The organism is Halogeometricum sp. S1BR25-6 (assembly GCF_031624495.1).
Classification (GTDB): Archaea; Halobacteriota; Halobacteria; order Halobacteriales; family Haloferacaceae; genus Halogeometricum; species Halogeometricum salsisoli.
The window spans coordinates 1-15,402 of record NZ_JAMQOP010000003.1 but is presented as its reverse complement, the minus strand read 5'-3'; the positions used below and the strand labels follow the sequence as shown (position 1 = coordinate 15,402).

The following is a 15,402-nucleotide window of genomic DNA, read 5'->3' as shown; positions in this document are numbered from 1 at the left end:
CGTTCCCGGAAACGCCTTCGGAGCGGAGCAAGACAAAGCTACGGCTGTAACGTGTCGTGAGCGACGCTCGGTGGCGCCGTCTACGTGGCTCAGACACCGTATACGTCTTTTCGCCGGGTGGTAGAGAAATCCGTCCCTATGCTACTCGTCTCGAGGGAACGCGTGATGTCGGTCGCGGGCTTTCGCGACACCGGTTACTCGGTCGTCGAAGGCGGCGAGTGGACACAAAATCCGCTGGAGCGGCCGGCGACCGAGGACAGAGCCGAAACGGTCGCCTCGCGAGACACACTGATAAGTACTCTCACGACGACGACTACGGCATGAAGCCGCGCAGAACCGGAGATACGCTCCAGACGACCGATATTTCGCTCCGGGTCGTCGAACACGTCACCGAACTCGACGGCGCGACGCTCGCCGAACTGACCGCGGAGACGGGGTTGGCGAAGAGCACCGTCCACAACCACCTGAAGACTCTCTCACAGTACGGCTATCTGAACCGCGAGGGCGACACCTACCACGTCGGCGTGAAACTCTACCACCTTGGGAACTACGCGCGAAAGCGGCACGAAGCCTACGAGGTGGCCAGAGCGGTCGTGCCGGAACTGGCCGACGAGACGCAACTGGAGGCGGACTTCACCGTCGAGGAGAACGGTCGCATCGTCTCGCTGTACGACGTGTCGACGTTCTCGGACACCGCTTCCTCGCTCGTGGACAGCCGACTGTTCCACGTCCACAGCACCGCCTCGGGCAAGTCCATCCTCTCGGAGTACTCAGAGGAGCGAGTCCGAGCGATACTCGACCGGTGGGGGCTTCCCGCACAGACGGAACGCACCATCACCGACGCCGACGAACTCGTGGAGGAACTCGAAGCCGTCAGGGAACGGGGGCACGCCACGAGTTTCGGGGAGGCCATCGAGGGGATGTGGGCGATAGGCGTCCCCGTTACGGGACCGGACGGGACGGTGTGCGGTTCGATCAACGTCTGCGCGCCGACCTACGCCCACGACGAGTCGAGAGAGCGCGCCGTGGTGGACGCACTCGACGAGAAGGCCGCCGTCTTCGAACGGCGACTCGCCGAGCAGGGGACGTGAAGCACCGGTACGGACACCACCGTGTCCGCTGTTCGAACGGGAACGCGCGTCCGACTGCGGCGCTCTGAGCCGTACAAATTTTGGAAATTGTAGAGGTTGTGAGCCGTCTCGAAACTATTCGACGGGGGAGGCCGACGGTGATTCGGAGCCTCGGCCACGCGTATGTCGTTGTTCTCGCTCGCGGCGGACGGACGACGAAGCGGTTCCGCCGGTGCTTCGGGTCGCCGTCGGGCGACGGGACGGAGCGACCGTCGGGTGCGGGGGAGCCCACAGTTTATTCGTGTTGTGCTCGTTAGCGGTACGCATGCAAACGCGCACATTCGGGCGGACGGGCCACGACAGCACCGTCGCGACGTTCGGTGCGATAGCGCTCAACTGGCTCGAACAGGAGGGGGCCGACCAGATGGTGGAACTCGTCCTCGACCGCGGGGTGAACCACTTCGACGTGGCGCCGACGTACGGCGACGCGGAACTGAAACTCGGACCGAAACTCCGGCAGCACCGCGAGGAGATATTCCTGGGCTGCAAGACCCAAGAGCGGGACTACGACGGCGCGCGGCGGAAACTCGAACGCTCGCTGGACCGCCTGGGCGTCGAGAAGATAGACCTCTACCAGGTCCACGGACTGGAGTACGAGGAGGAACTGGACGAGATAACGAGCGACGGGGGGGCGCTCGGAGCGTTCCGCGACGCGAAAGACGAGGGGTTGATAGACCACATCGGACTGACGAGCCACGGGTCGCCGGGGCTGATTCTGGACGCCGTCGACCGCATCGACGACCTCGAATCGCTGATGTTCCCGCTCAACCCGGTCGTCGCCGGGAAGGACGGCGAGGAGCACGACTACGAGGCCGTGTTGGAACGCGCCGACGAGGAGGGAATCGGCACGCTCGGCATCAAGGCGTTCGCGAAGGGGTCGTGGCCGTCGACGGAGGAGTTACCCGAGGAGGACCGACCGTACGCGAACTGGTACGAACCGGTCGGCGCACCCGACGAGATTCGAGAGCGGTTCGACTTCGCCGCCGCGCAGGGTTTGACGAGCGTCGTCTCGCCCGGCGACCCGAAACTCGTCGCGATGGTGCTCGACGCCGCTGCCCGCTACGACGGGATGGACGAGGCCGCCCAGCGGTCGCTCATCGAGCGACTCCGCGGCGAGGACAGCCCCGTCCCCGAGCAGCTCCACCACTAAAAATTTCACACGGTTCAGAATTTTCGAGCCGCGGGAGTTGCCACGCGGTGGAAACTACCGCGACGATTTATGACCGACGGCGACCCACGTCGACGTGAAAGACATGTACGACGCCATCCTCGTTCCGACCGACGGAAGCGAACACGCGGGTCGTGCCGCCCGGCAGGCCGGCTACCTCGCGGAACTGTTCGACGCGACGGTGCACCTCCTCAGCGTCGTCGACGTTCAGGCGGCCGCCGGGGCGTTCAACGCGGGCGGCGTGGATAAAGCGTTCACCGACCGGTTGGAGGCCGAGGGCGAACGCGCCGTCGAGGCGGCGGAGGCCGAGATGGCGGGTGTCGACGCGGTCCGGACCGCGGTGGTCCGCGGCCGACCCGACAAGGTGATCCTGAACTACGCCGACGAGAACGACGTCGACCTCGTGGTGATGGGAACGCACGGGCGGACGGGACTGACGCGCTACGTCGCCGGGAGCGTGACGGAACGCGTGCTCAGACTGTCCGACGTTCCCGTGCTGACGGTGCGAGCGACCGATGAGGGCGAAGCGGGCGGCTACGAGGAGGTACTCGTCCCGACGGACGGGAGCGAGTACGCCGAGGCGGCCGTCGACCACGGCCTCGCCGTCGCCGAGGCGGCCGGGGCGCGCGTCCACGCGGTGAACGTCGTCGACCTCGGCGGGATGACGGCGAGCGCTACCTACGGACTCCCCGAGGACATCATCGCTCGCATCGAGGCCGACGGCGAGGAAGCGACCGACGAGGTGGCTTCGCGGGCGCGCGAGCGAGGTCTCGAAGCCGTCACCGACGTTCGGCGCGGGTCGGCCGCGCGGACGCTGTTGGACTACGTCGACCGGGAGGACATCGACCTCGTGGTGATGGGGACGGCGGGTCGGACCGGACTGGACCGGTACCTGCTCGGGAGCACGACCGAAGGACTCGTCCGCCGCTCCGAGGCGCCCGTGCTGGCGGTCAACGCGCGGAACCGGACGTCGGAGTCGTCGAAATCGAAGTCGGAGTAGAATCCCCTACTCGCCGACTCTGTCGGAGTCCTCGACGCTGTCGAGGAGTTCCGCCGCGCACTCCAACACCGTCTCGGGGTCGGCGTTCGCCGCCGCCGCGACCGCTCGGACGTGGACGGCGAGCGGCGAGAACAGGTCGTACACCTTCCGGTCGAGGTTGCCGTCCGCGCCGTCGGCGTGGGCGTGGACGTAGTCGGTGCCGTTGCGATACTGCACCGCGACGAAGAGCGACTCCGGCGGTTCAGAATCGTCGAGGAGGGCGGCCGCGTCCCGGAGCGACTGTCGGAACTCCTCGGGGGAGGCGCCGGGTCGCGGTCCGTTCGCGGGGTGACTGGTAGTCCCTTGCATAGTTCGTTACCTCCCACCACCACATACACTCTGATAAGTCTATCGTGCTGCGGAGAATGTACGAGGAAGAGACGTCTGTCGGACCGGCGTGCGACCCGTTACTGCTCCTCCCAGTTGTTGAGGGCGTCGAGGAAGACGTCGCGAACGTCGTCCTCGGTGACGGGCCGGGGGTTGGTTCGCAGGAGGCGCTTCTGCGTCTCGACGGTCTGTTCGGCCAGCCAATCGACGTCCTCCTCGGTGATGCCGGCGAGTTCTTCGAGGCCGCTCGGCAGAACGTTCAGATCGCGTTGGAGTTGGACGTACTCCGCTTTCAGCGCGTCTGTCGCCTCGCGGTCGGTCATCCCGTCGGTGTCGACGCCGAACATCTCGGCGATGTCGGCGAACCGCGAGGGGTCGCTCGCGGAGTTGTAGTCGATGGTGCTGGCCGGCGTGAGGACGGCGATGGTCTCGCCGTGCGTCGTGTGGTACTTGTTGCCGACGGGGTACGCCATCGCGTGACAGAGGGTCGCGCCCGCGGTCAGTCCGGCGATGGCGCCGAAGAGCGCCCCTTGAAGCATGTTCTCGCGGGCCGCCAGGTCGTCGCCGTTGTGGACGGCGGTGCGGACGTTGTTCGACAGCAGGTCGATGGCCTTCTCCGAGAACATCTCCGTCAGCGGCGTCCGCCCGGCGTACACCGGTCGCTCGGCCGGGTCGCTCGGCCGCAGCAGCGAGTCGTACTCGTGGGTCGTGTAGCCCTCGATGGCGTGTCCGAGCGCGTCCATCGCCGTCTTCGCCGTCAGGTCCGGCGGGAGCGTCGTCGTGAGCGTCGGGTCGAGGACGGCGGCGTCGGCGCGGACGTGGTTCGAGGAGATGCCCTCCTTTATCTCCTTTTCCGGGACCGAGAGGATGGCGACGGGCGAGATTTCGGCGCCCGTTCCGGCCGTCGTCGGCATCAACACGAGCGGTTCGCCCGACTCGGTCAGGGGTTCGCCCTCGCCGGTCGGTTCGGCCACGTAGTCCAGCGGTTCGCCGCCGTTGGCGATGACCGCCCGGGTCACCTTCGCGGTGTCCATGCAACTGCCGCCGCCGAGGCCGACGTAGAAATCGTAGCCCGCCTCCCCCGCCTCCTCGCGGACGAACTCGATGCAGTCCGTGACGGCCTCGACGGACGGTTCGCGCTCGGAGCCGTCGTAGACGTCGACCGAGAGGCCGTCGTCTTCGATTTCGCCGGCGACGCGGTCGGCGTGACCGACGTCGACGAGGGTCTCGTCGGTGACGACGAGGCCGCGCGCGTCCTCGTCGACGCCTAAATCGCGGAGTTGGAACGCGAGTTCCTCGGTCGAGTCGCGCCCGAAGCGTATCTCCGGGATGTCGATGTGCCACACTGTCTCCGGGTCGAGGCCGTGGTTCGGCGCCGAGACGGAGCGCTCGTAGCTCATCAGGACCACCCCGACTCGATTTCGGCGAACTGCTCGGGGTCGTGGCCGTAGACGACTTCGGCGTCGTGTCGCCGTTCGAGGTCCTTCAGCGTCTGGAGGCTGTCGAACCAGTGGCGACCGCTCCAGAGCAGTTGCGCGCCCAACGGTACCTCCTCCTCGTAGTTGTCGCTCTGATAGATTTCGTCGCCCGCGAACACGACGGTGCCGTGGTCGTCGAGGTGTATCATCGTCCCCGTGAGACCGGGCGTATGTCCGGGGAGGCGGACGAACTCCATATCCTCGAAATGCGTCTCGCGGTCCTGGTGGAGCACCTGCCAGTTCAGGTCGTGGTCGAAGTCCCCCAAGATATACGCGCCGCTTCCCTCGTCGGTCTTCGCGGAGTAGTAGGCGAACTTCACCTCCTCCTCGTGGACGTAGACGGGCACGTCCGTTCCGTCGAAGTGGTGGAGACCGCCCGCGTGGTCGAGGTGGAGGTGGGTCTGGAACACGGCGTCGATGTCGTCGAGCGAGTAGCCCGCGTCGCCGAGGTCGCCCTCCAGGGTGTGCTCGCGCACGTCGTGCGGGTAGAACGCCTGCTTCAGCCCCTCGGGCCAGTGGCCGTCGAGGGCATCCTCGTGATTGCCGGTGTCCCAGAGGATGGTCGCCTCGGGGTGGTCGATGACGAGGTTCCACACCGGAATCTCGACGTAGTCCGTCGGCGGGTTCGGTTCGTCGTGCGTCCCGAGCGTGTTACCCTCGACGAGGTAGTTGAGGTCGCACTCCAGTCCCCCGCGGTCGATGACTTCTATCGTCGCATCTACCATGCGAACTAGTGCGATTAACAATGTCAAAAGTCTGGTGGGTACTCGACAACGCTCGTTCCTTCAGCACCGATAGGTCGGAAGCCGGTAAGGGGAGTTCGAGTCGGCCGCTTCGCGCCGCGGACGATCGCGGACTGTATAGATATCTGCAATCGTATGGCACGATACGAACTCATATTTCGGCTAGGAAAATCTTTGTGAGAGAATTAAGATGCACTACTGTACGTCTAATTGTGAAATCGGAGATAAAAACACCTGAGTCCACATTTATGGATTTCTATTTTGATATCGAGGTGGAACCACTCGTTCCGCACAGACCACGGCCGACGTCGGAGCCGACGCGTCGACGAACGCCCGTGCGCGGACGATTCGGCCGGCTCGAACGACCGACGGCGGCGGAAACGGGCTCTCTGACCGTCGAAGACAATTTATTTCCAGACGCTGTACTCGAAAAATAATTAGTTTTAATGGACGGCATACACACTCTCCGTGTATGGACAGGCACACCGCGGAGCCGACAGCCGAGGGTCTACCGGGTCCGAACGCCGCGGAGTGGATCGAGTTCCACTCGGAACACGCCGCGCCGAGCGAGTACTCCCACGAGTTCGTCTGGGACGTGACCGCCGAGGCGGACGGGCCGTTCGTCACCGACGTGGACGGGAACGTGCTGCTCGATTTCACCTGCCACATCGGCGCTGCCCCGCTGGGTTACAACAACGAGAAGGTGCTCGGGAAACTCCGCGAGTTCGACCTCGTGGAGCCGATGAAGATAGCGGGACAGGACATGTACTACGGCGCCGGACCGGACCCGGAGGAGTCGCCGTTCCCGGGCGCTAGTCACCTGATGAAGAAGCTCTGCGACGTGTCCGACCAGTACGGGATGGACACGGTGTTCCTCTCGAACTCCGGCGCCGAGGCGGTGGAGAACGCGCTGAAGATAACGTACGACGACGCGCCGGCGGCGAAGTACGGCTTCGCCTTCGAGGGAAGCTTCCACGGCCGGACGATGGCGACGCTCTCCGTCACGCGCTCAAACGAGGTGTACACCCGCCACTACCCCGAGATTTCGGGTGTCAAGACCGTCCCGTTCTGCACCGACCGACACTGCACCGAAGGGGAGTGCGACTGCGGGTTCTCGCCCCGCGATGGGTCGCAGTTGCGGCGGGCGCTATCTCCCGAGGGCGGCCACGTCAACCCCGAAGAGGTGGCGTTCGTCGTGATGGAACCGATTCAGGGCGTCGGCGGCTACCGCTTCCCGAGCGAGGCGTTCATGCGGGAGGTGGGGGACGTGACCGACGAGTACGACATCCCCCTGGTCGTCGACGAGATACAGTCGGGCGTCGGACGAACCGGCGAGATGTGGGCGGCGGACCACTACCCCATCGAACCCGACGTCATCGCCAGCGCGAAGGGTCTCCGGGTCGGCGCGACCATCTCGAACTCCGAGCTCTTCCCAAGCGAATCGAACCGCCTCGGGTCGACGTTCGGCGGCGGCGACATCCTCTCATCGATGCAGGGCGTGTTCACGCTCGAAGCCATCGAGGAGCACGACCTGCTGGCCAACGCCACCGAACGCGGCCGGCAGGCGAAGGAACTGCTCCGCGACGACGCGCCGGAGTACGTGGCCGACGTCCGCGGGAAGGGGCTGATGCTCGCCGTCGAGTTCGACACCACCGACCGTCGCAACGCGGTCGTCGAGGAGTCGCTGAAGCGCGGCCTCCTCACGCTCGGGTGCGGGAAGAAGACGATTCGGCTCCTCCCACCGCTCGATTCGACCGAGCGCGAAATCGAACTGGGAATCGGCATCTTCACCGACGCCGTCGACGCCGCGGGGAACGAAGTCGCCTCCGCCCCGTCGTCGTAGCGAACTCCGTGTTTTCTTCTCTCGGCCGCCCTCACCGGCCCCGAGCGACGGCTACCGCGTCCACGTCTGCTCGAAGACGGGTTCACCGTCGTGAGTTACTTCGGTCCGCACCCGGCAGAGCGGCCGGGAGATACGGCTCGTCGCGCGCACCTCGAACGTTCCGAGGTCGTTCTCGATGGTCAGCGTCAGTTCGTTCCGCGCTGACGCCGACCCCGGGTCGTCCCGCCGCACGGAGGCCTCGAAGGCCCCTTCGCGCGTCAGCGTCCCGTGCGGGAGGTCGACGCGCAGTTCGTCCGTCTTCTCGACGCGGGCCTCCCCGGCGGCGTGTTCGCGGGCGGTCACCCACGACGACGACCCCGAAACGCGCTCGGGGGTCGTCGGCAGACGGTCGTCCGGCGGGGCCATCGGCACGGCGTCGTCGAACGCGACGCGGTCCAGCCGCCGCCCCGGGAACCGGAGGAGCGCCGGGTCGTCGGGGGAAGACCGGAGCGTGAACGACCCGCGCTCGGGCGTCGGCAGCACCGCCGGGAACAGCGACGACCCGACGGCGACCCGGATTCGGTGACCCGCCTCGAAGACGTGCGACTTCGGCGCGAGGGGAACCGAGAGGTCGGTCGGGTCGCCGGGCGTCATCGGGGTCCGTTCGTCGATGCCGTCGCGGTACGCTCCCCTGACGACGCCGTGGGTGACGAGCCTCCCGCGTCCGTCGGGGGCCACGTCGACGACGCGGACCGCCACCGTCGGGTCGGCGACGGTCGATTCCAGCGAGAGGGAGACGGCGCCCGTCCCGGTGAGTTCGACGGCCGTCTCCAGCGTCGGCGTGTCGAACGTCAGACTGCGCGCGTCGTCGTCGTTCGTGACCGGCGGGGCGACCGTCGCACCGTAGGGGTCGACGGAGGCGGGGCCGACCGTCGGGTCGAACTCGTACGTCTCCTCGACCGCACTCCCGTCGTATTCGGCGGGCGAGAGGAGTCCCTCGGGCGTGAACGCGAACCCGAGGGCGTCGTCGCCGGCCGTCGCGAGCGTCGGCCAGCGGTCGAGGCCGCGCCACTCGCCCGCCGTCGTCCCGCCGCCGTCGCGTTCCGTCCAGACGCGGAATCGGGGGACGTCCGGCGCGTCCGTTGTTCCTTCTTTCAAGAACCGGTCGAACCACGCGCGCACCTGCCGGCGGAAGTCGACGGCCGACTCGCGCCCCCGATGCGGCATCCGGTGGCGCCACGGGCCGAAGAGCGCGCGGGTGGGCGCGTCGATGCGGTCGACGTACCGCACCGTGTCCTCGATGTACGGGTCGCGCCAGCCGTCGACGGCGAGAACGGGCACGTCGATTCGCTCGACCGGGATGACCTTGTCGTCCCAGTACGCCTCGTGCGGGTCGTTGTCGAGGAACTGGAACAGCCACGGGTCGCGGTCGGGCAGTCGGCCGAGGCGGTCCCGCCACGCCCTCATCGCCGCCGGGTCGGCCTCCGGGTTCGACGGCGGCTTGGCGTCCAGCGCCTGCATCAGGGTGAGCCAGTCCATCCCGATGGTGAGGAACTCGAACAGGCCGCCGTAGGTGTAGGCGTTGCGCACCCCCTCGAACGGCGTGTGAATGGGGACGATGGCCTCCAAGCCGTCGGGTCGCTGCGCGGCGGCGTCGAGGGCCGTGATGCCGCCGTAGGACTTCCCGAACATCCCCACCTTCCCCGTGGTCCACGGTCGGGCGGCCAACCACTCGACGAGCGCCGCCGGTTCGGTTCCCTCGCGGCGTGTAAACGGTTCCTCGACGAATCCGGTCGAGGCCCCCGACCCGACCATGTCGGCGACGACCACCTCGTACCCGCTCGCGGCGAGATAGCGGTTCAACGGGTCGTAGGCGCCGTACGTGATGCTGTCCTGCTGGGGATAGGGGACGTACGTCAGGAGCGCCGGCGACGGTCCCTCTCCCTCCGGTTCGTACCGCGTCGCGGCGACGGTGTCGTCTCCGACGGGAACGCGCACGTTCTCGTGTCTTCGGATCCCGCTCAGTTCGTCCTCAGACATCGCCGAATCCACCGCCGCGGGTCGTGTGTGCTGCTATCATACGTCGTGGAAAGAAGCCGCCGCGAAATAAAGGTGCAGTACCGACCGGCGGCGGGCGCTCACCCGAGCGTGTGCGACGAGACGGCGATTCCGTCGGCGTCGTCCAGCGACGCGAACACCTCACCGAGGTGGTCCCGGCCGGTGCCTTCGACGCCGACGGTGACGGGCGTCCGGTTCGGCGGGTCGTCCGGCGTTCGGTCGGCGCGTTCGACGGCGTCGAGTCCGGCCCCGCGGCCGGAGACGATATCGCCGACCCGGCCGAGGGCCGCCGGCCACTCCCTGACGTGCAGTCGCGCCTCGGCGTAGCGGTCGAGTTCGAACAGGCCGGTCCGCGTCAGGTCGGCGTGCTCCGTCAGGTCGACGTTCCCGCCGGAGACGACGCAGGCGACGTGTTCGTCCGCCGCGTCCACTTTTTTCGAAAGGAGGGCGGCGACGGGCGCCGCGCCCGCCGCCTCGGCGACGGTCTTCGCCCGTTCCGCGAGGAGAGTAACGGCGACGGCCATCTCGCGGTCGGAGACCGACACCACGTCGTCGACGCGTTCGCGGAGGACGGCGAACGTCTTCCCGAGCAGACGCGCGTCGGCGATTCCCTCGGCGGCGGTGTCGATGTCCGAGAGCCGGTGTATCTCGTCGCGCTCCAAGGAGGGTTTGGCGTGCGCCGCCCCCTCCGGTTGGACGCCGATTACACGAATATCGGGGTCGTGCGCCTTCAGCGCCGTGGCGACGCCCGAGATGAGACCGCCGCCGCCGATGGAGACGAGGACGGTGTCTACCTCGGGGTACTGCTCGCGTATCTCCGCGCCGACGGTGCCCTGCCCGGCGATGACGCCCGCGTCGTCGAACGGGTGGACGAACTCGTAGCCCTCCTCGTCTGCGAGTTCGAGGGCGCGTTCGTAGGAGCGCTCGTAGATATCTCCCTCGACGAGCACCTCCGCGCCGTACCCGCGGGTAGCCGTTATCTTCGCCGCGGGCGTCACCTCGGGGACGACGACGGTGGTGTCGATGTCGAGGAGTCGCCCCGCGAGGGCGACGCCCTGCGCGTGGTTGCCCGCGCTTGCGGCGACGACGCCGCGCGCCTTCGCCTCCGCGGGGAGCGTCGCCATCGTGTTGTACGCGCCGCGTATCTTGAACGACCCCGTGCGCTGCATGTTCTCCAGTTTGAGGCCGACAGACGCCGCGCCCGACATCTCGGCGAACGTCGTCGAGACGTCCAGCGGCGTCTCGTGGACCACGTCCGCGATGCGCTCGCGGGCCGCCGCCACGTCCGCGGCGGTGACGACGGCGTCGGCGCTCTCCGGAATCGAGCCGTCGCTCTCCTCGTCACCGGGCACCGGTCTCACCCTCGCTCGCGCCCCCGCCCTCGCCGGCCGAGAGCACCGCCTTCGTCAGCACTTCGGCGCCCATCGGGAGACTGCGCTCGTCCACGTCGAACGTGCCGGTGTGGTGGCTCGTCGGGTGGTCCGTCCCGACGATGAGGAACGTCGCGCGCCCGCCCTCCCGGTGGGCGCGGTCCATGAGGAACGTCGCGTCCTCGCTGGCGCCGAACGCCGCGCGCTCGGTCACCGTCTCGACGCCGTCGACGCCCGCGGCAACGTCGGCGACGAGTCCCGCCAGTTCGGGGTCGCTGTCGACCCGCGGGGACTCGCTGACCACCTCCACGTCGGCCGTACAGCCGTGCATCTCGGCCGCGGATTCGAGCGTCCGCGAGAGCTTCTCTTTCATGTACTCCATCAGTTCGGTCGTCTCGCCGCGGGCCTCGCCGTGGATGGTCGCCTCCTCGGCGATGATGTTGCTCGCGGTGCCCGCCTCCGCGACGCCGACGTTGACGCGGGTCATCCCGTCGGCGTGCCGCGGGATGCCGTAGGCGTTCTGGATGGCCGTCCCGAGCGCCTGCATCGCGTTGTCGCCCTCGTTCGGGGCCTTGCCCGCGTGCGCGGACGTGCCGTGGAACGTCGCGTCGACGTGGCACATCGCCAGAATCTCCTCGACGCCCGCGACGACTTCGCCCGTCGGGTGGTCGAGGCCGACGTGGACCGCGAAGAGGGCGTCCAGCCCGGCCGCGTACTCGCTCTCGGCCATCGGGCGGCCGCCGCCGGACACCTCCTCGGCGGGTTGGAAGAAGACGGTGAACCGCCCCGCGAAGTCGCTGCGCTTCACCGCGTCGAGGACCGCCAACCCCCACGTCATATGCGCGTCGTGACCGCAGGCGTGCATCGTCTCGCCCGTCTCCGAGCGGAACCCCTCGCGGGCCGGAACGTGCTCCTCGTCGGCCGACTCCTCGATGAACAGACCGTCGATGTCGACGCGGAGGCCGACGTGCGGGCCGTCGGCGGCGTCGGCAGCGTCGGCGCCGTCCGCGCCGGATTCCTCACCCCGCCGGTCGAGTACGGCGACGAGGCCGGTGTTGCCGCCCGCCATCTTCTCGACCAACTCCTCGTCGGCCCCCTGCTCGACGGCGCGGTCCATCCAGCGCCGCACCTCCTCGGAGTCGGGGTCCGGGGCGGCCATCCTGTCGTCGGGGTCGTACGCCTCGGGACCGACCGCGAGTTCGTCGACGCCGATGGCCTCGACTTCCTCGCGGAGTCGCGCCGTCGTGTGGAACTCCCGCCAGGCGGGTTCCGGATAGCGGTGGAACGCTCGACGCAACCGGCTGAGATCTAGCTCGGTCGTCGCTACCATACGACGCCCTGACACGCGCCACCCACTTAACTGTGAACGGATTCCGTGGACGGCGAATACACAAAAGGACTAAGTCGGGCAGCGACGACACGAGGACCACTCACTATGACGGAGACACCGGACGTCGTCGTCCTCCGCGAGGGGACCGAGGGACTGTCGATGGAGTCGTACGCGGAGACGCTCCGCGAGCGTCTGCCCGACCGAACCGTCGCGCTGGCGCGCACGCCGCGGCAGGAGCGCGAACTCGTCGCCGGGGCGCGCGTGGTCACCGGCATCGACCTCGACCCCGAACTGGTCGAGTCGGCCGAGAACCTCGAACTGTTCGCCTGTACGTTCGCCGGGACGGACCACGTTCCGACGGACGAACTCGCCGCGCGCGGCGTCGGCGTGACGAACGCCGGCGGCATCCACGCGCCCGGCATCGCCGAACAGGCCATCGGGAACATGCTGACGTTCGCCCGCCGCCTACACGAGGGGTGGCGGCGGAAGGAGAACAACGAGTGGCGACACTTCCAGTCGGGCGAGTTCACCGACAGCACCGTCACCGTCGTCGGTCTCGGCTCCATCGGGCAGGCCGTCGTCCAGCGGCTACAGGGGTTCGAGGTGGAGACGATAGGCGTGCGATACACCCCCGAGAAGGGCGGCCCCACCGACGAGGTGGTCGGATTCGACGAGGACGCGGTGCACGACGCCCTCTCGCGGTCGGAGTACGTCGTCGTCGCCTGCCCGCTGAACGACCTCACGCGCGGCCTCATCGGCGAGGCGGAGTTCGCCACGATGCCGCCGGAGGCCGTCCTCGTCAACACGGCCCGCGGCGGCATCGTCGACACCGACGCCCTCGTCTCGGCGCTCCAGTCGAACAAGATACGCGGCGCGGCCCTCGACGTGACCGAACCCGAACCGCTGCCGAACGACCACGAACTCTGGGACCTGGAGAACTGCCTGCTCACGCCGCACACCGGCGGCCACACGCCGAAGCACTGGGACCGCCTCGCCGACATCGTCGCGGAGAACCTCGACCACCTCGAATCGGGCGAGGAACTGGTGAACGAGGTGCTCGCGCCGGGTCGGGAGTAATCGAGGGCGACGGGAGGGAGAGCGAAGAGAAGAACGGAGGGAAGCGCGCGGGCGAGTCAGCTCAGGGCCACAGGCCCCGCGTCGACTTCGCCTCGGCGACCCGTTCGAGGGCGACCACGTACGCGGCGTTGCGCCACGTCACGTCCTTGTCCTCGTACTGCGCTCGCACGTCGTCCCACGCCGAGAGCATCTGCGACTCCAGTTCCTCGTGGACGCGGTCCAGCGTCCACTGCCGCCGGTTGATGTCCTGCAACCACTCGAAGTACGAGACGGTGACGCCGCCGGCGTTCGCGAGGATGTCCGGAATCACGGGCACCTCGCGGTCGGCGAGAATCTCGTCGCCGGCGAACGTCGTCGGGCCGTTCGCCCCTTCGACGACCACCTCGGCGTCGATATCGTGGGCGTTCCCGGCGGTGATGACGTTACCGACCGCGGCCGGAATCAGCACGTCCACGTCAAGTTCGAGTATCTCCTCGTTCGAGAGCGTCTCCGGCGCGTCGTAGCCCATCACGGCGCCGGGTTCCTCCTCGTGGGTGGCGACCGCTTCGGTGTCGAGGCCGTCGGGGTCGTAGATGGCCCCGTTGACGTCGGAGACGGAGACGACGTTCGCCCCCCACTCGTCGAGGGCGCGGGCGGCGTTCGCGCCGACGCTCCCGAACCCCTGTACCGCGACGGTCGTCTCCGAGAGGTCCCAGTCGTAGTAGTCGGCGACCTCTCGCGTGACGATGGCGACGGAGCGACCCGGCGCCTCCTCACGCCCGTAGCTGCCGCCGATGACCGGCGGTTTGCCGGTGACGACGCCCGGCGTCGTCTCGCCCTGCTGCATCGAGTAGGCGTCCATGAACCACGCCATCGTCTGGGCGTCCGTCCCCATGTCCGGCGCGGGGACGTCCTGCTTCGGCCCGACGACGTCGCGGAGTTCCTCGGCGAACCGCCGAGTCAGCCGCTCTCGCTCCTCGTGGGAGAGCTCTTTCGGGTTGACGGCGACGCCGCCCTTTCCCCCGCCGAACGGGAGGTCCATCACCGCGCACTTCCACGTCATCCACATCGAGAGCCCCATGCACTCCTCGGCGCTCACTTCGGGGTGATAGCGGAGGCCGCCCTTGTACGGGCCGCGGACGTCGTCGTGCTGTGCGCGGTAGCCCGTGTAGACGTCGAGCGAGCCGTCGTCCCGCTTCAGGGGCACCGAGACGCGTTCGACGCGCGTCGGGTGCCGGAGCCGTTTGATGACGTTCGAGTCCACGTCGACGTGCGCCGCCGCCCGTTCGAGTTGCCGTCGGGCGGTGACGAGCGCCGAGTCCGCGTCCGCCTCGTTCGCGTCGTCTCCGTCTGGTGCCATATACGGAGACGATGACGAACCATCGTGTTAAATTAATCGATAGCTCAATCCGTGCTGTTCGGACTGTGTTCGTCTCGAAGAGAGACGATGAGATACAATTCGGAGTTGAAGAAGTATTGCGCCGAACGAAAGCCCCCGACGGACCGAGGCGTCGGACGACGTGTCAGTCCGTCGCGGCGCTCAGACCGAGAACAGCTTTCGCGGGAAGTCGGCGAGCACCTCCGCGCCGTTCGACGTGACGCGGAACGTCTCGGAGAGTTCGGCGCCGAAGTCGTCGAACCATAGACCGGGAATCATGTGGAACGTCATGTCCTCCTCTAACACCGTCTCGTCGCCGGGGCGAAGGCTGGCGGTGTGCTCCCCCCAGTCCGGCGGATAGCCCAGCCCCATCGAGTAGCCGATGCGCTCCTCCTTCTCGATGTCGTACTTCGCGATGGTGTCGCGCCACGCCTTCTCGACGCGTTCGCAGGTGACGCCCGGTTCGGCGACGTCGAGGGCGGCTTCGACGCCCTCGACGACGA

Annotated in this window: 14 protein-coding genes; 6 read left to right on the top strand and 8 right to left on the bottom strand. The window is 67.8% G+C overall.

Annotation, left to right across the window (positions count from 1 at the left end):
• The first annotated feature begins 138 nt into the window (after window positions 1–138).
• The 4 genes from NDI76_RS15310 to NDI76_RS15295 all read left to right on the top strand — a co-directional run bounded on the left by NDI76_RS15310 (window position 139) and on the right by NDI76_RS15295 (window position 3,298).
• The gene (locus NDI76_RS15310) at window positions 139–324 is read left to right on the top strand and encodes a hypothetical protein (protein WP_310924999.1); all 186 of its coding nucleotides are present in this window, start codon (window positions 139–141) and stop codon (window positions 322–324) included.
• A complete protein-coding gene (locus NDI76_RS15305) occupies window positions 321–1,091 on the top strand; it encodes an IclR family transcriptional regulator (protein ID WP_310924998.1) in 771 nt (256 codons plus the stop codon). Before NDI76_RS15310 ends, NDI76_RS15305 begins: the two co-directional genes overlap by 4 nt.
• A 304-nt stretch (window positions 1,092–1,395) precedes the next feature.
• Entirely contained in the window at window positions 1,396–2,280 is an 885-nt protein-coding gene (locus tag NDI76_RS15300; protein WP_310924997.1) for an aldo/keto reductase, read from the top strand.
• 103 nt (window positions 2,281–2,383) lie between these two features.
• Window positions 2,384–3,298, top strand: a complete 915-nt coding sequence (locus NDI76_RS15295; RefSeq protein ID WP_310924996.1) for a universal stress protein — start codon at window positions 2,384–2,386, stop codon at window positions 3,296–3,298.
• Window positions 3,299–3,304: 6 nt separating this feature from the next.
• Here NDI76_RS15295 and NDI76_RS15290 read toward each other — a convergent pair whose 3' ends face one another.
• The 3 genes from NDI76_RS15290 to NDI76_RS15280 form a co-directional block, all read right to left on the bottom strand.
• Window positions 3,305–3,646, bottom strand: coding sequence for a DUF8113 family protein (locus NDI76_RS15290; protein ID WP_310924995.1), 342 nt, complete (start codon window positions 3,644–3,646; stop codon window positions 3,305–3,307).
• A gap of 98 nt (window positions 3,647–3,744) precedes the next feature.
• The gene (locus tag NDI76_RS15285) at window positions 3,745–5,064 is read right to left on the bottom strand and encodes a hydroxyacid-oxoacid transhydrogenase (RefSeq protein ID WP_310924994.1); all 1,320 of its coding nucleotides are present in this window, start codon (window positions 5,062–5,064) and stop codon (window positions 3,745–3,747) included.
• On the bottom strand, window positions 5,064–5,867 hold the full coding sequence (locus NDI76_RS15280) for an N-acyl homoserine lactonase family protein (protein WP_310924993.1): 804 nt from the start codon (window positions 5,865–5,867) through the stop codon (window positions 5,064–5,066). Before NDI76_RS15280 ends, NDI76_RS15285 begins: the two co-directional genes overlap by 1 nt.
• 490 nt (window positions 5,868–6,357) lie before the next feature.
• Between NDI76_RS15280 and NDI76_RS15275 the strand changes: the two genes are divergently transcribed.
• Window positions 6,358–7,728, top strand: a complete 1,371-nt coding sequence (locus tag NDI76_RS15275) for an aminotransferase class III-fold pyridoxal phosphate-dependent enzyme (RefSeq protein WP_310924992.1) — start codon at window positions 6,358–6,360, stop codon at window positions 7,726–7,728.
• A gap of 51 nt (window positions 7,729–7,779) precedes the next feature.
• Here NDI76_RS15275 and NDI76_RS15270 read toward each other — a convergent pair whose 3' ends face one another.
• The 3 genes from NDI76_RS15270 to NDI76_RS15260 form a co-directional block, all read right to left on the bottom strand.
• Window positions 7,780–9,747, bottom strand: coding sequence for a CocE/NonD family hydrolase (locus tag NDI76_RS15270; protein ID WP_310924991.1), 1,968 nt, complete (start codon window positions 9,745–9,747; stop codon window positions 7,780–7,782).
• Window positions 9,748–9,845: 98 nt separating this feature from the next.
• Window positions 9,846–11,117 (bottom strand): threonine ammonia-lyase, encoded by a 1,272-nt coding sequence (gene ilvA, locus NDI76_RS15265; protein ID WP_310924990.1) that lies wholly within the window; start codon window positions 11,115–11,117, stop codon window positions 9,846–9,848.
• The gene (locus tag NDI76_RS15260; protein WP_310924989.1) at window positions 11,107–12,465 is read right to left on the bottom strand and encodes an amidohydrolase; all 1,359 of its coding nucleotides are present in this window, start codon (window positions 12,463–12,465) and stop codon (window positions 11,107–11,109) included. Before NDI76_RS15260 ends, ilvA begins: the two co-directional genes overlap by 11 nt.
• A 105-nt stretch (window positions 12,466–12,570) precedes the next feature.
• On the opposite strand from NDI76_RS15260, the gene NDI76_RS15255 reads away from it, so the two are divergent.
• Window positions 12,571–13,542: a D-2-hydroxyacid dehydrogenase gene (locus NDI76_RS15255; RefSeq protein WP_310924988.1), complete on the top strand. Its 972-nt coding sequence runs from the start codon at window positions 12,571–12,573 to the stop codon at window positions 13,540–13,542.
• 61 nt (window positions 13,543–13,603) lie between these two features.
• Here the strand turns inward: NDI76_RS15255 and gdhB are convergent, their stop codons facing one another.
• Both gdhB and NDI76_RS15245 read right to left on the bottom strand, forming a co-directional pair.
• Window positions 13,604–14,881 carry a glutamate dehydrogenase GdhB gene (gene gdhB / locus NDI76_RS15250; RefSeq protein WP_310924987.1) on the bottom strand — a complete coding sequence of 426 codons (1,278 nt, stop codon included), beginning with the start codon at window positions 14,879–14,881 and terminating at the stop codon, window positions 13,604–13,606.
• A 180-nt stretch (window positions 14,882–15,061) separates the two neighbouring features.
• Window positions 15,062–15,402: M24 family metallopeptidase (locus tag NDI76_RS15245; RefSeq protein ID WP_310924986.1), on the bottom strand; the 341-nt coding region annotated here is incomplete at its 5' end.

Coding starts and splice junctions, on each gene's coding strand:
- NDI76_RS15255 (WP_310924988.1), top strand. CDS start 12,571: ATGACGGAGACACCGGACGTCGTCGTCCTCCGCGAGGGGACCGAGGGA.
- NDI76_RS15260 (WP_310924989.1), bottom strand. CDS start 12,465: ATGGTAGCGACGACCGAGCTAGATCTCAGCCGGTTGCGTCGAGCGTTC.
- NDI76_RS15310 (WP_310924999.1), top strand. CDS start 139: ATGCTACTCGTCTCGAGGGAACGCGTGATGTCGGTCGCGGGCTTTCGC.
- NDI76_RS15275 (WP_310924992.1), top strand. CDS start 6,358: ATGGACAGGCACACCGCGGAGCCGACAGCCGAGGGTCTACCGGGTCCG.
- NDI76_RS15295 (WP_310924996.1), top strand. CDS start 2,384: ATGTACGACGCCATCCTCGTTCCGACCGACGGAAGCGAACACGCGGGT.
- NDI76_RS15280 (WP_310924993.1), bottom strand. CDS start 5,867: ATGGTAGATGCGACGATAGAAGTCATCGACCGCGGGGGACTGGAGTGC.
- gdhB (WP_310924987.1), bottom strand. CDS start 14,881: ATGGCACCAGACGGAGACGACGCGAACGAGGCGGACGCGGACTCGGCG.
- NDI76_RS15300 (WP_310924997.1), top strand. CDS start 1,396: ATGCAAACGCGCACATTCGGGCGGACGGGCCACGACAGCACCGTCGCG.
- NDI76_RS15270 (WP_310924991.1), bottom strand. CDS start 9,747: ATGTCTGAGGACGAACTGAGCGGGATCCGAAGACACGAGAACGTGCGC.
- NDI76_RS15285 (WP_310924994.1), bottom strand. CDS start 5,064: ATGAGCTACGAGCGCTCCGTCTCGGCGCCGAACCACGGCCTCGACCCG.
- NDI76_RS15290 (WP_310924995.1), bottom strand. CDS start 3,646: ATGCAAGGGACTACCAGTCACCCCGCGAACGGACCGCGACCCGGCGCC.
- NDI76_RS15305 (WP_310924998.1), top strand. CDS start 321: ATGAAGCCGCGCAGAACCGGAGATACGCTCCAGACGACCGATATTTCG.